The organism is Sediminibacterium sp., from assembly GCF_019264485.1.
Taxonomy (GTDB): Bacteria; Bacteroidota; Bacteroidia; order Chitinophagales; family Chitinophagaceae; genus Sediminibacterium.
In genome coordinates this window covers 139,512-155,650 of record NZ_JAHVAA010000004.1, presented here as the reverse complement: position 1 = coordinate 155,650, position 16,139 = coordinate 139,512, and the positions used below count along the sequence as shown (strand labels likewise).

Sequence of the window (16,139 nt, the reverse complement as noted above, 5' to 3'; positions counted from 1 at the left end):
ATACTTTGCGAAACCGCCACCGCAGAGAAGGGAAGTTACAGCGTTTGCCCTGAGGAAAATTATTGAACCGGTATATTCAGTGTAATCTGTGTGCCTTCACCGGGCTTTGATTGTATCTGTAATCGTCCCTTTAATGATGCTGCACGTTTATACATATTACCCAAACCATTACCATCGGCTTTGTCAATATCAAAACCAATACCATTGTCTTTAATAATCATTAATAAACGTTTATGGTGAACGGTAAGGTGAACCGATGCTTTATCGGCTTTAGCATATTTGGCAATATTATTAATGGCTTCTTTGAATAAGAGAAAGAAATCGCGTCGGGCTTCCATATCCATTTTTACTTCTTCGGTAGAATCATCGGAACGAAACTGCAGATCAATATCTTTTGCTTCAAGAACACTGGTAGCAATTTCGCGCATGCGCGCTGTAATCTTCTGCATGGAATCGTTCATGGGTTTAATGCTCCATACTATATCATCCATGGCTTCCATCATGCGCTGACTGTTATCGCTGATTTTTCCGAGGTATTCGCTGGCCCTTACATTATCGGTATTGAGTTTACTTTTAGCCATAGTGCTCAGTATATTAATGGTACTGAGTGTAGAGCCCATATCGTCATGCAGGTCGCGTGCTACCCGGTTTCTTAAATTTTCAACGGCTAAAATTCTGTTGATGCGTAAACGATGTATAAAATAAAGTAAGCCGCCGAGTGCGAGCGCCATCAGACTCAGGAACCACCATCTTCTCCAGAAAGGTGGTCTGATATGAATAGAAAAACTGGTAATATTTTTTGAACGAACACCGTCAATGTTTTCACAATACACCTGGAAGGTATAATGACCTGGTGGCAGTAAAGAAAAATTAACCAGTTTTTGCCGGTCGGCACGGATCCACTGTTCATCAATACCATCCATTTTGTAATAGTAAATCAGCTTATCGCGATTTACATAGCTAAGAGAAGAGAAATAGATACTGAAAGAATTCTGATCGTAACTAACCGACAGTTCCGATTGAGCCGTGAGCGAATCAATTGGCAGGTATTCGTTGTTGAGTTTGAAATCGGTAATACTTACATCAGGTGGCTGCTGGTTACTGGCAAAAACTTCGGGTTGAAAAAACATAAGGCTATTGCCACCGGCAAACATCACAAAACCTTCGCTGCAGAGATAATCAGCAGCTACGGCTTTTTCTCCTAACACCACACCGTCTCTTTTATTATACGGTGTTATATTGTCGTTGAAGGGATTATACCTGCAAAGGCCATTATTGGTTACGATCCATAAATACCCCACCCTGTCTATTCGTAAACGTTGTACAGAATTTGAAGGCAGCCCATGTGAATAGTCGATGATACGCACTTTGCCACTTCTTTTGTTTATCAGGTTCAGCGCTCCCGCACCAAAAGCAATAGTACTGTCGTTTAGTTGATCAATATCGGTACCGTTAGATGAAAACAGACTATTGTCTGCATTTCCTCTTACGTATTGTTGAAGAATACCTCCGTTTTCGGCTTCCATAGCAAATAATCCGGCGCCCTGAACACCAGCCCAGATCCATCCATCATTATCAAAGAAAATTTTAGGGATAACAGCGGCGCCAAAATCTTTGATAACAACAAACTCATTGTTATCATAACGAATAATTCTTCCTCTTTGTGTACTGAACCAGATGCGTCCTTTTTTGTCTTCTGTAATGTACCGCACTGTTGCGTTTTGAAATTCAGGTGGATTATAATACTGTGTTTTATTGGTTACAGGATTATAACGGGTAATGAGTCCGCCATTTGAGCCAATCCAAACATCACCGGTTGCTTTTTCCTGATGCATACACCAGGTAAGATTCACCCCCATTCGCTGTGCGAGATTCCATTTAGCCGGAAAATTTTTAAAAATAGTATAAGGCTTGGGTCTGAAAAACTTATCCATGGTAAGCACCCCCTGCCCCCAGTTGGTAAGCCAGTAATCGCCATTGGTCAGTTCAATAATATCTGTAAAATCTCTGCTTTTTTTTGCCTCTGAAAAAATCATGTTCTGAACACCATTACCATCTTTACCCGGAGAGGTAAAATAAATCCCTTCATTGGTTGCTACCCAAACACCACCTTCACGATCTTCTATTACCTGGTGGGCAATTTCATAATGAATGGCAATACTGCTTAACGGATCGTTTTTATAATAATTGAACCGTTTTACGTTCCGGTTATAACTATACAAGGTATTCAGACCATACGCCCAGATACCACTTTTGGGCAGATCAACCATATTCCGGTACTCACTGTATTCGCCGCTATTAAAACTAAGACCAATGGTATCTTTCAGGTAACGGGTTCCTGTTGAATCGAGACAATGTAAAACCTGTCCACCACCACCCCAAACAGGCCAGTTATATAACCAGTAACGATGTTTACTGTCGATATAAATATTGCTTAAACCTTCCTGTACACGCCAGTTATTAAGTAAGGGTATTTTTTGGGGATTGTATAAACGGGTATAGGTTTCTCCGGTTTTCTCATCATAAGCGGCAAGACCATTGTCGGAACAGGAGAGCCAGAGCAAGCCGTTTTTTTTGTCTTCTACCGATGCAGTACCAAAGCCCCAGTTTTTCGGCAAACGAAAGGGCGTAGAAGCGGTAAAAGCATTTTCTTTCTCATCAAACTTTAAAATACCAATGGGTTGAATGGTGAGATAGATATTGCCTTTGCTGTCGTTCCACAACCTTGCGTTGATACGACCGGGAATAGGTACAGCTGGTTTAATGGCCACTTTCTTGTAGATAAACTTAGCGGGATCGAAAATACCTACTTCACGCAGTTCGGGAAAGTATAACCAGAGTGTGCCGTTTTTTCCGGGAACAATGTATTCAATCAGGGAAATGGGTAAGGGATCGCTGCCTTTTTTATTACCCATTGAAAAACTGATGAACTTGGTACCATCAAAACGTTGCAAACCATTGGCATTGCCAATCCAGATAAAACCTTTATGGTCCTGATACAGTGAACGAACATCATTGCTCGCAAGTCCGTCATCGGTACTCAGGTGGGTAAATGTATAAGTCTCCTGTGCAGACGAAAAAGCTACACAGAATAAAAAAAGGAAGCCAAGGCTGTATATACGAAGCGGCACGGTACAAATTTACTGATAGCAAAGGGCATAAAAAACAGCATATTCATGTGAATTGGGCGGTCGGGGAGGGCCAAAGGGTGATATCTTTTAGAATAGAATTTTGGCGTAAAAAAACAGGCCCCGGTAAACCGGGGCTGCGGAGGCTTTGGGCCGCAGCCCAATGCAATACAAAGTTTATCATTTTTAATGAACAAACAAAAAAATTTTCGTTTCTACTCCGCCTGTGGCATAACTCCGCCTGCTACGTAGTGGCTAGCAATAATTTAGCCATTTATACATAATCATATGACTTACCAGGAAATTTATACATCCGTATCTGGAGGATTTGTTCACTTGCACCCATTACATGGAAAGGATGAATTATTCATCAACGAAGCCGTTTGTAAAATATTGGCAGATTATGGATTTAAGATTCAGCTTCTACCTTGTATTCCTGAAAGTGAAAAACAATTAAGAGCTTTCTGGTTACCTGATGTATATGCCAATAAAAATCCTGATGTAAGAATTAATGGCTTACTTATAGGTGATATAAAAGCACCAGGGCAAAATGGATTGGTTAATGCTGCTGCTATTAAAAGATGCATTTATGCAGCTTCTCAGCAGAAAGTAGCTGTGGTTATTATTGATCTCCGTAATAAATTGTATAGCAAGCAAGATATAAAAAAAGGCATTTTTGGCGCCCTTCAACCGGAAAGAAATAAAAGTATAATGGCTGTATGGTTTGTTATTTCAGAAAAAATATTAGTTAGGGTTGAAAGAAAAATGCTTCATCTGAAAAGTATTCATCAGCTATTGAACTATATATAAACCGTACTTTCCTGATACCGGTCACTCTTCCATTCTGCGCAAGCTCTCAAACAATATCGCTGAAATACTATCTTCTCCAGCGGTTCCAAATTCTACATCATCCACCGCAGTAACCGGAATAATGCGTTTGGTAGAGCTGGAAATAAATGCTTCTTTGGCGCCGCGAATATCTTCCAGGGTTATAACTCTCTCTTCAACCGTCATACTGTTTTTTGCAACGGTGAGAATATTTTCTCTGGTTACTCCTTTCAGCATACCTGTAGCAGGCGTAACCAGTGTATTGTTTTGTGTGATAATAAAAAAATTGGCACGCGGACATTCAGTTACACTGTTCTCCCAACAATACAATACATCATGAGCACCCTGTTCTTTAATCCAGGGTTGTAGCCAGATGGCCATCAGGTAATCTGTTGTTTTTACTTCCGGTATCTGCCGGCGATAGGCATGGGTAACCAGTTTGTATGCACCTGATGGTAATGTATCAGGTGGCACAGCTATCGGTTGCTGTACAATGATGATATGTGGCTCAACAGGTGTATACCCATCCGGCGAGGCGCCGCCTGTAACCGTGATGCGTATACCGGAATGAGCGAACTTATTTTTGCTGACTAATTCGTCGATAATATCTTTTAACTGTTCTTTTGAATAAGGAACCTGCAAACGCATTATTTCCAGTGAACGATAGAGACGATTTATATGTGCATTCAGAAAAAGCGGATGTTGTTCTTTCACCCTTAAAAAATCAAATACACCGTAACCTCTTTGTAAGCCTAAATCGCTCACAGGAATAACTGCATTTTGCAGTTCAATAAATGCGCCATTTACATAACTAATCATGAGCTCAATTTACTACTCCGTGTAACTCTGTGTCTTACTCAGTGTAACTACGCGGTTAAACCACTGTACATGGAGCAAGGAAAGAGGTTTTACGGTAATTTTATTTTTTGATATTGTTTTATTATTTCCAATACTCTTTTCACCGGTAAAACAGGTACGAGGTTTTTGCTTTTACCCATTACCGGTGTTGCCATAAACAAAGAATTGATCAATGCTTCTTCTGTTGCTTCAACAGCAGCCTGAAATAAACCGTTCACCGCATCGTTTTGCAAAATTGTAGGGTTGATTGTTCTTACACGTGAAGAATAAGGAATACGCAAACTGCTATCGGTAGAAAAAGCAATCACATAATCACCACTGCCATTCGATGCATAACTGCCTGTTTTAGCCAATGCCATAAAAGCACGTTTAGCCAAACGCTCCAGGTTACGACTGTCGAGGGGCGCATCGGTGGCCACCACTATCATACAGGAACCATCTGCTTTTTTCTGGAGTTCATCCGATGGTTTTGTTTTTGCCAGCTCCTGCATAACAGGAACACCGGCAATTTCCAGCATACCACCATAATTGGTTTGTACCAAAACACCCAGTGTATAACCACCCATTATATCGGACAATTTTCTTGAAGCTGTTCCAATACCTCCTTTAAAACCAAAAGCAATAGTGCCGGTACCCGCACCAACAGAACCTTCTGTTACAGGCCCATCGCTGGCACTGTTGATTGCATTTAATACGTCATCTTTTTTAATATGCCGGCCACGGATATCATTGATACCTCCGTCATTGGTTTCACCCACCACTGCATTTACAGATTGTACGCGTTCATTTCCTTTTTGTTCCAGTGTGTATCCGATGATGGCATCCATGGCAACGGGTACACTGAGTGTATTGGTAAGGATGATGGGAGTTTCAAGATTGCCCAGTTCTTTTACCTGTGTAATACCCGCCAGTTTACCAAATCCATTACCTACATAAATGGCAGCGGGTAGTTTTTCCTGGAAAATATTACCGGTTGCGGGAATAATAGCGGTAACACCGGTTCTGACAGAGTCTCCCCTGATCAAAGTAGTATGCCCCACTTTTACTCCTTTTACATCCGTAATGGCATTGAATTTCCCCGGCTCCAGCACCCCAAACTTCAGACCCAGCTCCCTGGCCCGTTGTTGGGCAGAAGCGATAGTGCTTAGGACTAAAAAAAGGAGAATAAGATTGCCTGATTTCATACTGACTGAATTGTTTAAAGAGTCCACGAATTGGTTATGACTGCTGTTACTGAGCATCTATACTTTTTCCTGACAAATCATAAAAACTCGTCGTCTATTCTTCTACCGGAACAAGATACTCAAAATCCGGGTTGACCGATTAACCCTGCTTTTCATCAAACTCTCTGAAAAACTTGGCCCATCTTTCTTAAATTACCGCTTCATTAAACACTGTTATGAGAAAACTATCACTTGCACTGCTTTTATTGGCTGCTTATGTTCAGCTCAATGCGCAAAGCGATCCCAACTGGATGCGTTATTCGGCCATCTCACCCGATGGTAAAACAATTGCCTTCACCTATAAGGGCGATATCTATAAAGTACCCAGCTCAGGTGGTACAGCTACACCCCTTACTTTTCACGAAGCCAACGACCTGATGCCCATCTGGAGCAAAGACGGAAAACAGATTGCTTTTGCCAGCGATCGTTTTGGCGATTTTGATGTACTACTGATACCTGCCGAAGGCGGAGAGGCCAAAAGAATTACCTGGCATTCGGCACCAGAATACCCATACAGTTTTACTACAGATAATAAGTCGGTGATCTTCGGATCAACCCGTATGGATATGGCCAGCAACAGAACATATCCTACCGGCTCACAACCCGAACTGTATAAAGTGGGTTTGAATGGCGGACGTGTTGAACAGGTATTATCAACCCCTGCAGAATGGGTAAGCCTCAGTGCTAATGGTCAGTACATGTTGTACCAGGATAAAAAAGGTGGAGAGAACCAGTGGCGCAAACACCATACATCATCTATCGCCAGAGATATCTGGGTATTTGACAATAACGCCAAAACGCATAAAAAAATTACCAGCTTTAATGGAGAAGACCGCAACCCGGTTTTTACAGATGCTGATAAAGCTTTTTATTACCTCAGTGAAGAAAGCGGTTCATTCAATGTACATAAAATGCCGGTAGAAGGAGGCAAATCGCAACAACTGACCAGTTTCAAAAAGCACCCGGTACGTTTTTTAAGTCTGGCCAATGACGGTACGCTTTGTTTTGGCTATGATGGTGAACTCTATACCATGAAAGGAAATGGTCGCCCGCAGAAACTAAGTGTAAGTATTGTGGCAGATGCTCGTACCAATAATAACAGGATCGTTCCCGTAAGTGGCGGCATAAGAGATATGGCTGTTTCTCCCAATGGAAAAGAAGTGGCCTACATCTTCCGTGGTGAGGTATTTGTAAGCAGCGTAGATGGCGGCATTACCAAACGCATTACCAATACACCCGAACAGGAAAGATTAGTAAGTTTTTCTCCTGATGGGAAAACTTTACTCTACACTTCTGAAAGAGGGAATAGCTGGAAAGTTTTTGAAACAAAAAAACAAAGAGCGGAAGAGCCTTATTTCTATGCATCAACTGTTTTGAATGAAACAGCAGTGATCAGCAATGGCAATGAAAACTATCAGCCATCCTATTCACCCGATGGAAAAGAAATCGCTTATGTAGAGAACAGGATGACACTGAAAGTGTACAATATTGCCAGCAAACAATCGCGTACTATTCTTACTGATAAGGAAATATTCTCCATGGGCGATAACGATCAGTATTTTCAGTGGAGTCCGGATGGTAAATGGTTCCTGTTCGATTATGCTGTACCGGGTATTTCACCAGGTGAAGTAGGATTGGTTTCAGCAGATGGTAAAGGCAAAGTAATTAACCTTACTGAAAGCGGTTTTAACGACAGCCGTGCCAAATGGATCATGGGTGGTAAAGCCATGATGTGGTTCAGTAACCGCGATGGTCTGAAATCAGTGGCACAAAGTGGCGGTGCACAGGCCGATGCGTATGCTATGTTCTTTACACAGGAAGCTTTCGACAAATTTAAACTGAGCAAAGAAGAAGCCGCATTAGATAAAGAAATAGAAGACATTAAAGCAAAAGCAGATAGCAGTAAAAAACCAACAGCTAAAAAAGACAGTGTGGTATTTGACTGGGATGGATTGACCACCCGTAAATCAAAACTTACCATACACTCTTCACAGATGAGTGATGCGCTGGTAAGTAAAGATGGCGAAAACCTGTATTACCTTACCCGTTTCGAAAGAGGTACCAACCTCTGGACTACCAACCTGCGTACCCGCGAAACAAAAATGCTGGTGCCATTAAATGCAGCAGGTGGAAGTATGGTGTGGGATAAGGATCAGAAAAGTATTTTCCTCTCTGCAGGTGGTGGTATCTCTAAAATTGATCCGGCCAGCGGCAGAAGAGAAATGGTAAGTATTGGTGGCGAAATGAGTCTCGATGTGGCGGCAGAACGTCAGTTTATGTTTGAACATGTTTGGCGCAGAACAAAAGAAACCTTCTATACCAAAACCATGCATGGTGTAAACTGGGACAGCTATAAACCCGATTATGAGCGCCACCTGGCACATATCGGAAATAATTTTGAGTTCGCTGAAATGCTGAGCGAATTATTGGGAGAACTGAACGTAAGTCATAGTGGCTCATCTTATAATTCCTTTGTAGCCGGCGGCGATGCTACGGCAGCGTTGGGTGCATTTTATGATCAGAATTATAAAGGTGTGGGTTATAAGATTGAAGAAGTGATTAAAGACGGTCCGTTAGATAAAGCAGGCTTGAACATTAAAGCAGGAATGATCATTGAAGCGATTGATGGAGAAACCATTGCTGCTGATACCGATCTGCCCCGGTACCTGAACAGAAAAGCAGGGAAGAATACTTTGCTATTGGTTGCTGATGGTGCCACTAAACGTGAGCTCATTGTAAAACCAATTTCAACCGGTGAAGAAAACGGGCTGCTCTACAAAAGATGGATCAAAAGAAACCAGGATGAAGTAGATCGTTTGAGTAATGGTCAGTTAGGTTATGTACATATACCAGGTATGAATGATGGTGCATACAGAACTACTTATGAAGAAATCATGGGTAAATATGTAAACAGAAAAGGCATTGTGGTAGACACCCGTTTTAATGGCGGTGGTGATCTGGTTGCTGATCTGGCCATGTTCCTGAGTGGTAAAAAATTCATGGACTATACGACCGATACCAGAAGTAATGGTTTTGAACCCAATTTCCGCTGGACCAAACCAAGCATCTCTATAGCCAATGAAGCCAACTACAGCGACGGACATTGTTATGCCTATGCATACAAAGAACTGGGTATTGGTAAACTGGTAGGTATGCCGGTGCCCGGTACCTGTACTTTTGCCGGATGGGAATCGTTACAGGATAACAGTATCCGTTGGGGTGTTCCGCCATTGGGTGTAAAAGGATTGAAAAGTCAGTACCTGGAAAACTACCAGACCGATCCTGATATTAAACTCATGAATGAATACGAAATCGTCATCAAAGGCCGCGACCAGCAGTTGGAAGCAGCGGTGAATGAGCTCCTGAAGGAAATTAATAAGTAAGAAACAAGAAACGAGGAACAAGAGTCAAGAAACAAGAAAGAGAGATCTCCGGTTGCGGGGGTCTCTCTTTTTTTGTACCCACCCGTCATTTCGACGAGGAGGAACGACGAGGAGAAATCCCGATCTCAGAAAGATGTTTCGTATTAGTTCGTGAGTAAATGTCATTCGCTACAAACGACGACGAGAAATCTCTCAACTGTTTAAGCATCCAGCCAATGTTGGTCAGCGACCAACATTAAGTATTTAAGTGCAATTGAAAGGAGCAAGTTTTTTATAATACTGTTCTGCCAAACCTCCATGTAAATTTGTCGAAGTTGAAATCATTTTTTTGTAGGAAGGCATGGTAAAATTTGTGCCACTGTCGCGATTGAGCTTACGAACAGTGGCGTTCAATTTTTTATACTCGTTTTTAGATATTTTCTGATGATATATCTTTTCATTTTTAATGATTAAAACAAGAACTCCTCCCTGATAACGTTTATACACTGTATGAGAAGTATCAATCTGCAAGTATAATTTGTCAGCCTTAACCAGCCATTTTCCTGTATAGGTTTCAGTTAGTACATGACGATCAAAACTTAGTAAAAACGTAGAATCGCAATTAAGCTCTATAGTTTCCGCATACATACCAAGCGTGGGAAAATTGGTAGTATACTTGCCGGGAATTGACTGGGCATTGGTTTTTGAAAAGAAAAAAATTAGAAGAAGAAGGATAAGAGGTCGCATGGAATAATTAGTGAATTTTCAGTGCGTTGTGAAGTATCTATGTTAGAATTTTATAGAAATCTCAAGCTGTCCACCCAGACCCTCTGAAATAATTCGTTGAAGTGTTGAAAACCGAACATCTTTCAAATCTTTTTCGAGCTTTGAAATGTAAGATTTATTGGTGCCTGAAAGCTCAGCAACCTGTTCCTGTGTCATGCCTCTTTCCTGTCGGGCTTGTTGAATAAGAACACCTAGTTTGAATGCTTCATAATCTGCGTCGAACTTATCGCGTTTTTTTGAACCTTTTACCCCAACTTCTTTGTCTAAGAAATCTTTAAGGCTTGTTAGATTTTTTTTCTTCATAATACTCTCTTTTAATTTGTTCAGCTCTCTCGATTTCCTTGTAAGGTGTTTTTTGTGTTTTCTTTTGAAAGCCGTGCCCAACTACCACAATATTGTTGTTGTCAAAAAAGCAGAAAATCCGAAAGATATTACTGCCTGACTGAACCCTTATTTCATACAATCCGTCAGTATTTTCGAGATGCTTGAAATACAGTTCCGGTATCCGATCAATGTCCTCAATTATTTTCAACACCCAAAGAATTCTGTTCTGAACTTTACTAGTCTGTTGAGAATAGAATTCATTGAAATAGTCTTTATAAAAGAAAAGGGATCGTTTTGAGGTCACAGGACAAAGATAGGGAAAGTAGTCTAATTGGACTACTTTTTTTGAAGCGGCTATCTTGTGTGAAAGGATTGAAGAGCCTGTATTTAGAGAACTACTAACCGAAGTAGTATATTAAACTGACAATGAATACGAAATCGTCATCAAAGGCCGCGACCAGCAGTTGGAAGCCGCGGTGAATGAGCTTCTGAAGGAAATTAATAAGTAAGAAACAAGAAACGAGGAACAAGAGTCAAGAAACAAGAAAGAGAGATCTCCGGTTGCGGGGGTCTCTCTTTTTTATTGGGTAATGTTGCTTACCGATCAATATTCATAAAAATAAAAACGAAAAAAATTTCGATAAATTAGAGAAAGAATTAGAACAAATTGTTTACGCTGTCTATTAATAGAAATACCTCCGTGAAACTCCGTGTAACTCTGTGGTTTATACCGTGCGTTTTGAACCACAGAGGTGTAATGAGTATTTTGGAAAGTGTTGTGGTTAAACCAGACGAAAAAATTGCGAATGATAAAAACCTGTAAACAAGGACACCAGTATTACAAAACCAGCGACTGCCCTACCTGTCCGCAATGTGAGCAGTTAAAAAAACCGGCTGATGGTTTTTTGTCTCTCCTGGCATCACCGGCAAGAAGGGCCTTGATCTTTCATGGGATAGATACACTGGAGAAATTATCAAACTATACCGAAAAGGAAATTTTGTCTTTTCATGGTATGGGTCCTGCGTCAATGCCTATACTCAGAAAGCAATTGACTGAAGCCAAACTGAATTTTAAGAAAAACAGTAAACAACACCCTGCAAAGCGTTAATGAAAGAATTACTGACAATAATATTTACTTTTCTAATAGCAAAAACCTTTGCCTGTTCTTGTATAACGGTATCCTTTGCTGATCAGTATCAAAGATCAGATTTTATCGCTGTTGCAAAAATTGTCAGTATAGATGCTGGTGAAGCAAACACCTATTACAGTGATATTGAAATCGATATCATTACTTTATATAAAGGCAATCCGGTAACTAAATTGAAAATGGAAAATCCTTTAAAGAGTGGTTGTGGAGTGAATGCCCCGGTAAATTCAGTATGGCTTATATATGCGGGTAAAACGGCAGACGGCGGTCTCGCTTTTAATTACTGTTCAGCACCTATCCGCCTTGATCAAGTAGAAGCAACTATCTATGATGACAAATACAAAATCCGGCATCAACAATATATAAGCAGAACATTCAAGCTGCTTAATTTCTTAAAAGAAGCCAACCTCTCGCTAAATACGGAAACAACTGTATGGTTGATTTTCAACAAGAAAATGTTTGATTCATTAAAAGGCTATGAAGAACCGGCTTATAATTTCAGCGCCTTTGAGCTGCTGTTTAATACCGGGTCGGAATTGGAAGAGATAAAAGTGTTGAAAGAGTTTAATAATAAGATCCTGGCAAAACAAATAAAGAATGGTCTGACGCAGGCAACCATTAAAGAGTATGGCAAATCTCCGATTGAAAAAAAGGAAAGACGATTTCTGGTACTCTTGTTTTTCTATCCACCAGAGAAAGAATACCAAAGTTTTGTGAGTTATTATTTTTTGTGAAAATGCATTTATGTTGGTCAGTGACCAGCATAAATGAGGATTCTTTTATACTATACAAAAACTGTTGTATATATTTATATGATGACTGTATAAATATATCCTGCACATTTTAAGCCTTTTAAAAACCAGTCAAGAAAACATATCATGACAGATACTATAGCAAAATGGGCGGTCATTTTTTTTGGTGTATTTTTCATCTTTGTTGGCTTCCTGATGCTTTTTAATCCCGAAAAGGCAAGAGCCACATTGCGTAAAGCAGGAAGCACCAATTTTATTAACTATGCCGAAATAACCATCAGGATGATTCCGGCAGTAGCGATTATTTTGGCAGCAGATATTTCAAAATATCCCGACATCTTTAAAGTCTTTGGGTGGTTTATGTTGCTTACCTCTTTTGTTTTATATTTTGTGCCAAGAAAATTGCATCACAAATTTTCAATGAAAGCTGCCGACATTTTAAAACCACTATACTTTCAGTTGATTTCACCTTTTGCGATTATTATTGGCTGTTTAACCATTTATTGCGTGATATAAAAGCCGCTTATATTGGTTCAGTCAGTAATCCGGATTTATAGTTGCACTAATTCCCAGTCGCTTTTACGAATATGGATTAAACTTACTTCTGTAAGATAAAGGCGACATCCCGGTTATTTTCCTGAACACATCGCGAAATGCTTTTACATCTGCATAACCAACATCGTACATAATTTCATTGATAGTTTTGCGGGAGGTTTCAAGTGCTTTCTTGGCCGCTTCTATTTTAACCCTTTGTGCATATTCCAGTGGAGTGTTCCCGGTGGCTTTCAGGAAACGTCTGTCGAAATTTCGCCTGCCAATGGCAAACTTTGCAGATAAATCTTCCATCGAAATTTTTTCATGCAGCGAGTCTTCAATATAAGTCTGAGCCTGTCTGATTATTTCATCACCATGTTGTTTCTGCCCGGAAAAGATAATAAACGGAGATTGGCTTTGCCTGTCTATTTCAATCTGAAATACCTTAGAACAAAAAATAGCGGTGGTTCTGTCGAAATATTTTTCAACAAGATAAAGTACGAGGTTTAAAAAAGAATAAGCACCGCCATTCGTATAAATACCGTTTTCATCGGTAATCAAACGATCGGGTTGTAATTTAATTTCAGGAAACATATTCCTGAATTTGTCTGCAAAAGCCCAGTGTGTAGAACATACCCTGCCATTTAACAAGCCTGCAGCAGCCAGTAAAAAAGCGCCTGTACAAATGCTCGCAACTGCCGCACCCTGTTTGTATTGTTTTTCAATCCATTCTATCATTGGTTTATTGTTCTGAATGGCTTCATTGTAGTTATGGTTAAGAGAAGGAATGATAATGAGATCGGTATGCGCAATTGCCGACAAATGTTTATGTGGATGAACGCTGAATAAGCCATCATGAAAATCTACCTTATCAGAAAGACCAATCAGCTCAATCTGGTAAGCAGTTTTTTTGGAATGCTCGAGCCAGTAGCTATTGGCACGTTTTAAAATCTTGTAAGCACCCACAATACTGCTCAGGTTATTTTGCCCTTCCGGAACGAGGATGGATATATGTTTCATACGCTCTCTTTCTCTAAAGGTAAATAAGAAGCATGTCTGATTTGCCCCCTGAGATTGTCTATTTTACACAGCTTGAAAGTGTGGTTTAGATAATATGTTTGTTATAACAATAGTATGCATGACAGCAACAAACTTTACGCGCACACTTACTACCAGGCTTCCGGCGGAAGAAGTATTTAATATTATTCTTGATGTTCGAAAATGGTGGTCTGGTTTCTTCAATGAATCATTTGAAGGAGAAACAAGATCACTCAACGATTCTTTTAGTTTTAACGCAGGTGAAGGTGCTCATTATTCCCGCCAGCAACTCGTAGAATTAATACCCGTAAAAAAAATTGTCTGGCTGGTAACAGAGAGTAAACTCAGCTTTCTTGAAAAACAGGATGAATGGACAGGTACCCGTCTTGTATTTGAAATTTTACAGGAAGAGAGCCATGTAAATGTTCGTTTTACGCACGAAGGTTTAACACCAGATGTGGAATGTTATGATAGTTGTACACCCGCCTGGGCGCAATATTTACAGGGTAAATTACTGCCCCTGCTCAATCCCGAAAAAGTATAACAGCTTCTTAGGAGCGATAAATTATAATTCTAAATATCAATAAAATGCAGGTAAAAAATTATACATCAACGTTGCTGGTTACCCAAAGTGCGGCAGTTGCTTTTAAAGCCATTACAAATTTTAAGGCATGGTGGTCCGAAGAAATTCAGGGAGAGACAGATCAGCTTGGCGGGGAGTTCTTTTACCATTATAAAGAAGTGCATTTGTGTAAATTAAAATTAATAGAACTGGTACCCGACAAAAAACTGGTTTACCTCGTGTTAGATAACCAGTTTAGTTTTATAGAAGACAAAACAGAATGGGTGAACACCAGATTGATTTTTGATATTACTGAAGAAGAAGGTAAAACAAGCATCACCTTTACACATGAAGGTCTCGTACCCGAATGCGAATGTTACCAGGTTTGTAATGATGCCTGGACAAGTTATATACAAGGCAGCCTGCAACAACTGATTACCACCGGAAAAGGCAAACCCAATGCCAAAGAAGGTGGACTGAATGAAGAATTAGTAAAGAAATGGGGACTGCCGGATAAGTGAACAGAGAAATAAAGAACAAGAAATAAGGTCCAAGGGAGTCCTTTGGACCTTATTTCTTATTCTTCTGTTTACCTCTCTTTGCTTTTGGCCTACTAACAAGAATGAGTGCGCAATAAATTAGTTTTTTCCTTTTATAGCATCTTTTGGTGCATACCAATTCGAAGTTTGGCAACCCGGCTGAATAATACCACCTTTCTGCAGATAATCATCCATGGCTTTTTTCATGGATTCTTTTTCAGAGACCAGCGATTTTCCAATGGCGAAAACATATTTTCCTTTATCGCCCCCGGTAAAGAAAGTATACCAACTTTTGGTAGCATCGCTAAAAAATAATTGACAATCTTTTCCGCCTCGGTCATAACATCTTTTCGATGCTTCTTTCTTTGTTTCCTCCATCGACATTCGTGGTGCATTACCATCATCCCATGCAACACCCCATTGACCGGTTTCCTTACAAACATATACGGCTGATTGTGCCTTAATATCTGTAAGCTGTAATAGCATAATGAACGAAATGGTCAATGCAAAATATAAACAAGAATACCGGGTCATATTGTATGTTTTATGATTGTTGGTCGGCGACCAACAGAGGCAAAAGACCAACAAAGGCGTGGTAGGCGGCGGTTGTTGATCATGCTTTTATTTTTATCACCCCTGTTCTATACAAATCCAATGCTTGTTGCAGAATAAGCTTAATGGTTTTTATGGGCAAATCTTTAGTAGCATTAACCCTGAAGATTTTCATTCTCTTTCGATCGCCTAGTTCTAATAGAGGATGATTAAGGTAAGCCCCTTCCACCATCAGCATATATGGCTGATCGGTCTTTTTATCTGTCCATAAATAACAGAAGACTTTTTTCTTGTAACAGAAACAGGGCATCCCATATTTCTGCGTTTCAGTAATCATATTATCCTGCTGAAGTATAATACTGCGTAAAGCAAGCAGACAGCTTTTAACTGGTTCTGTTTTATTCAAATAATAATTATGAATCTCCTGTACCACTTCCTTATTTTAAGAATAACATCATCACTTCCTTATTCTCCAAGGGAGTCCTTTGGACCTTATTTCTCTGTT

At 40.1% G+C, this 16,139-nt stretch carries 16 protein-coding genes; 7 read left to right on the top strand and 9 right to left on the bottom strand.

What is annotated here, in order from left to right; all coding sequences use genetic code 11:
• Positions 1-59: 59 nt before the first annotated feature.
• Positions 60-3,131, bottom strand: a complete 3,072-nt coding sequence (locus tag KXJ59_RS02095; protein ID WP_295200591.1) for a sensor histidine kinase — start codon at positions 3,129-3,131, stop codon at positions 60-62.
• A 285-nt stretch (positions 3,132-3,416) separates the two neighbouring features.
• Between KXJ59_RS02095 and KXJ59_RS02090 the strand changes: the two genes are divergently transcribed.
• Positions 3,417-3,938 carry a hypothetical protein gene (locus tag KXJ59_RS02090; protein ID WP_295200590.1) on the top strand — a complete coding sequence of 174 codons (522 nt, stop codon included), beginning with the start codon at positions 3,417-3,419 and terminating at the stop codon, positions 3,936-3,938.
• Positions 3,939-3,959: 21 nt separating this feature from the next.
• Here the strand turns inward: KXJ59_RS02090 and KXJ59_RS02085 are convergent, their stop codons facing one another.
• Both KXJ59_RS02085 and KXJ59_RS02080 read right to left on the bottom strand, forming a co-directional pair.
• Positions 3,960-4,775: an aminotransferase class IV gene (locus tag KXJ59_RS02085; RefSeq protein WP_295200588.1), complete on the bottom strand. Its 816-nt coding sequence runs from the start codon at positions 4,773-4,775 to the stop codon at positions 3,960-3,962.
• A gap of 89 nt (positions 4,776-4,864) precedes the next feature.
• Positions 4,865-5,998: a P1 family peptidase gene (locus tag KXJ59_RS02080; protein ID WP_295200587.1), complete on the bottom strand. Its 1,134-nt coding sequence runs from the start codon at positions 5,996-5,998 to the stop codon at positions 4,865-4,867.
• Between the two features lie 215 nt (positions 5,999-6,213).
• Here KXJ59_RS02080 and KXJ59_RS02075 point away from each other — a divergent pair, with 215 nt between their 5' ends.
• Positions 6,214-9,420, top strand: coding sequence for a S41 family peptidase (locus KXJ59_RS02075; RefSeq protein WP_295200585.1), 3,207 nt, complete (start codon positions 6,214-6,216; stop codon positions 9,418-9,420).
• 243 nt (positions 9,421-9,663) lie between these two features.
• Here KXJ59_RS02075 and KXJ59_RS02070 read toward each other — a convergent pair whose 3' ends face one another.
• Genes KXJ59_RS02070 through KXJ59_RS02060 form a run of 3 tightly spaced genes read right to left on the bottom strand, consistent with a single transcriptional unit; the run spans position 9,664 to position 10,813 of the window.
• Positions 9,664-10,146, bottom strand: coding sequence for a hypothetical protein (locus KXJ59_RS02070; protein ID WP_295200583.1), 483 nt, complete (start codon positions 10,144-10,146; stop codon positions 9,664-9,666).
• A gap of 42 nt (positions 10,147-10,188) precedes the next feature.
• A complete protein-coding gene (locus KXJ59_RS02065) occupies positions 10,189-10,488 on the bottom strand; it encodes a helix-turn-helix transcriptional regulator (protein ID WP_295200581.1) in 300 nt (99 codons plus the stop codon).
• Positions 10,460-10,813, bottom strand: a complete 354-nt coding sequence (locus KXJ59_RS02060; RefSeq protein ID WP_295200578.1) for a type II toxin-antitoxin system RelE/ParE family toxin — start codon at positions 10,811-10,813, stop codon at positions 10,460-10,462. Before KXJ59_RS02060 ends, KXJ59_RS02065 begins: the two co-directional genes overlap by 29 nt.
• 502 nt (positions 10,814-11,315) lie before the next feature.
• On the opposite strand from KXJ59_RS02060, the gene KXJ59_RS02055 reads away from it, so the two are divergent.
• From KXJ59_RS02055 to KXJ59_RS02045, 3 genes are all read left to right on the top strand, one after another.
• Positions 11,316-11,618, top strand: a complete 303-nt coding sequence (locus KXJ59_RS02055) for an RNA polymerase alpha subunit C-terminal domain-containing protein (protein WP_295200577.1) — start codon at positions 11,316-11,318, stop codon at positions 11,616-11,618.
• Positions 11,618-12,391, top strand: a complete 774-nt coding sequence (locus tag KXJ59_RS02050) for a hypothetical protein (protein ID WP_295200575.1) — start codon at positions 11,618-11,620, stop codon at positions 12,389-12,391. The genes KXJ59_RS02055 and KXJ59_RS02050 overlap by 1 nt, the downstream gene beginning before the upstream one ends.
• A gap of 144 nt (positions 12,392-12,535) precedes the next feature.
• The gene (locus KXJ59_RS02045; protein ID WP_295200574.1) at positions 12,536-12,925 is read left to right on the top strand and encodes a hypothetical protein; all 390 of its coding nucleotides are present in this window, start codon (positions 12,536-12,538) and stop codon (positions 12,923-12,925) included.
• 63 nt (positions 12,926-12,988) lie between these two features.
• Here the strand turns inward: KXJ59_RS02045 and KXJ59_RS02040 are convergent, their stop codons facing one another.
• On the bottom strand, positions 12,989-13,963 hold the full coding sequence (locus tag KXJ59_RS02040) for a helix-turn-helix domain-containing protein (protein WP_295200572.1): 975 nt from the start codon (positions 13,961-13,963) through the stop codon (positions 12,989-12,991).
• 118 nt (positions 13,964-14,081) lie between these two features.
• Here KXJ59_RS02040 and KXJ59_RS02035 point away from each other — a divergent pair, with 118 nt between their 5' ends.
• Together KXJ59_RS02035 and KXJ59_RS02030 are read left to right on the top strand one after the other, a co-directional pair.
• Complete coding sequence (locus tag KXJ59_RS02035) at positions 14,082-14,525, top strand: SRPBCC domain-containing protein (RefSeq protein WP_295200570.1); 444 nt, start codon at positions 14,082-14,084, stop codon at positions 14,523-14,525.
• 44 nt (positions 14,526-14,569) lie between these two features.
• The gene (locus KXJ59_RS02030; RefSeq protein ID WP_295200567.1) at positions 14,570-15,064 is read left to right on the top strand and encodes an SRPBCC domain-containing protein; all 495 of its coding nucleotides are present in this window, start codon (positions 14,570-14,572) and stop codon (positions 15,062-15,064) included.
• Positions 15,065-15,181: 117 nt separating this feature from the next.
• Here KXJ59_RS02030 and KXJ59_RS02025 read toward each other — a convergent pair whose 3' ends face one another.
• Both KXJ59_RS02025 and KXJ59_RS02020 read right to left on the bottom strand, forming a co-directional pair.
• Positions 15,182-15,616: a hypothetical protein gene (locus KXJ59_RS02025; protein ID WP_295200565.1), complete on the bottom strand. Its 435-nt coding sequence runs from the start codon at positions 15,614-15,616 to the stop codon at positions 15,182-15,184.
• 79 nt (positions 15,617-15,695) lie between these two features.
• Positions 15,696-16,067: a DUF1801 domain-containing protein gene (locus tag KXJ59_RS02020; RefSeq protein ID WP_295200563.1), complete on the bottom strand. Its 372-nt coding sequence runs from the start codon at positions 16,065-16,067 to the stop codon at positions 15,696-15,698.
• Between the last annotated feature and the right edge of the window lie 72 nt (positions 16,068-16,139).

What these genes read in the sequence shown, in the direction of transcription:
- KXJ59_RS02090 (WP_295200590.1), top strand. Translation starts at nt 3,417, where the DNA reads ATGACTTACCAGGAAATTTATACATCCGTATCTGGAGGATTTGTTCAC.
- KXJ59_RS02085 (WP_295200588.1), bottom strand. Translation starts at nt 4,775, where the DNA reads ATGATTAGTTATGTAAATGGCGCATTTATTGAACTGCAAAATGCAGTT.
- KXJ59_RS02080 (WP_295200587.1), bottom strand. Translation starts at nt 5,998, where the DNA reads ATGAAATCAGGCAATCTTATTCTCCTTTTTTTAGTCCTAAGCACTATC.
- KXJ59_RS02075 (WP_295200585.1), top strand. Translation starts at nt 6,214, where the DNA reads ATGAGAAAACTATCACTTGCACTGCTTTTATTGGCTGCTTATGTTCAG.
- KXJ59_RS02070 (WP_295200583.1), bottom strand. Translation starts at nt 10,146, where the DNA reads ATGCGACCTCTTATCCTTCTTCTTCTAATTTTTTTCTTTTCAAAAACC.
- KXJ59_RS02065 (WP_295200581.1), bottom strand. Translation starts at nt 10,488, where the DNA reads ATGAAGAAAAAAAATCTAACAAGCCTTAAAGATTTCTTAGACAAAGAA.
- KXJ59_RS02055 (WP_295200577.1), top strand. Translation starts at nt 11,316, where the DNA reads ATGATAAAAACCTGTAAACAAGGACACCAGTATTACAAAACCAGCGAC.
- KXJ59_RS02050 (WP_295200575.1), top strand. Translation starts at nt 11,618, where the DNA reads ATGAAAGAATTACTGACAATAATATTTACTTTTCTAATAGCAAAAACC.
- KXJ59_RS02045 (WP_295200574.1), top strand. Translation starts at nt 12,536, where the DNA reads ATGACAGATACTATAGCAAAATGGGCGGTCATTTTTTTTGGTGTATTT.
- KXJ59_RS02040 (WP_295200572.1), bottom strand. Translation starts at nt 13,963, where the DNA reads ATGAAACATATATCCATCCTCGTTCCGGAAGGGCAAAATAACCTGAGC.
- KXJ59_RS02035 (WP_295200570.1), top strand. Translation starts at nt 14,082, where the DNA reads ATGACAGCAACAAACTTTACGCGCACACTTACTACCAGGCTTCCGGCG.
- KXJ59_RS02030 (WP_295200567.1), top strand. Translation starts at nt 14,570, where the DNA reads ATGCAGGTAAAAAATTATACATCAACGTTGCTGGTTACCCAAAGTGCG.
- KXJ59_RS02025 (WP_295200565.1), bottom strand. Translation starts at nt 15,616, where the DNA reads ATGACCCGGTATTCTTGTTTATATTTTGCATTGACCATTTCGTTCATT.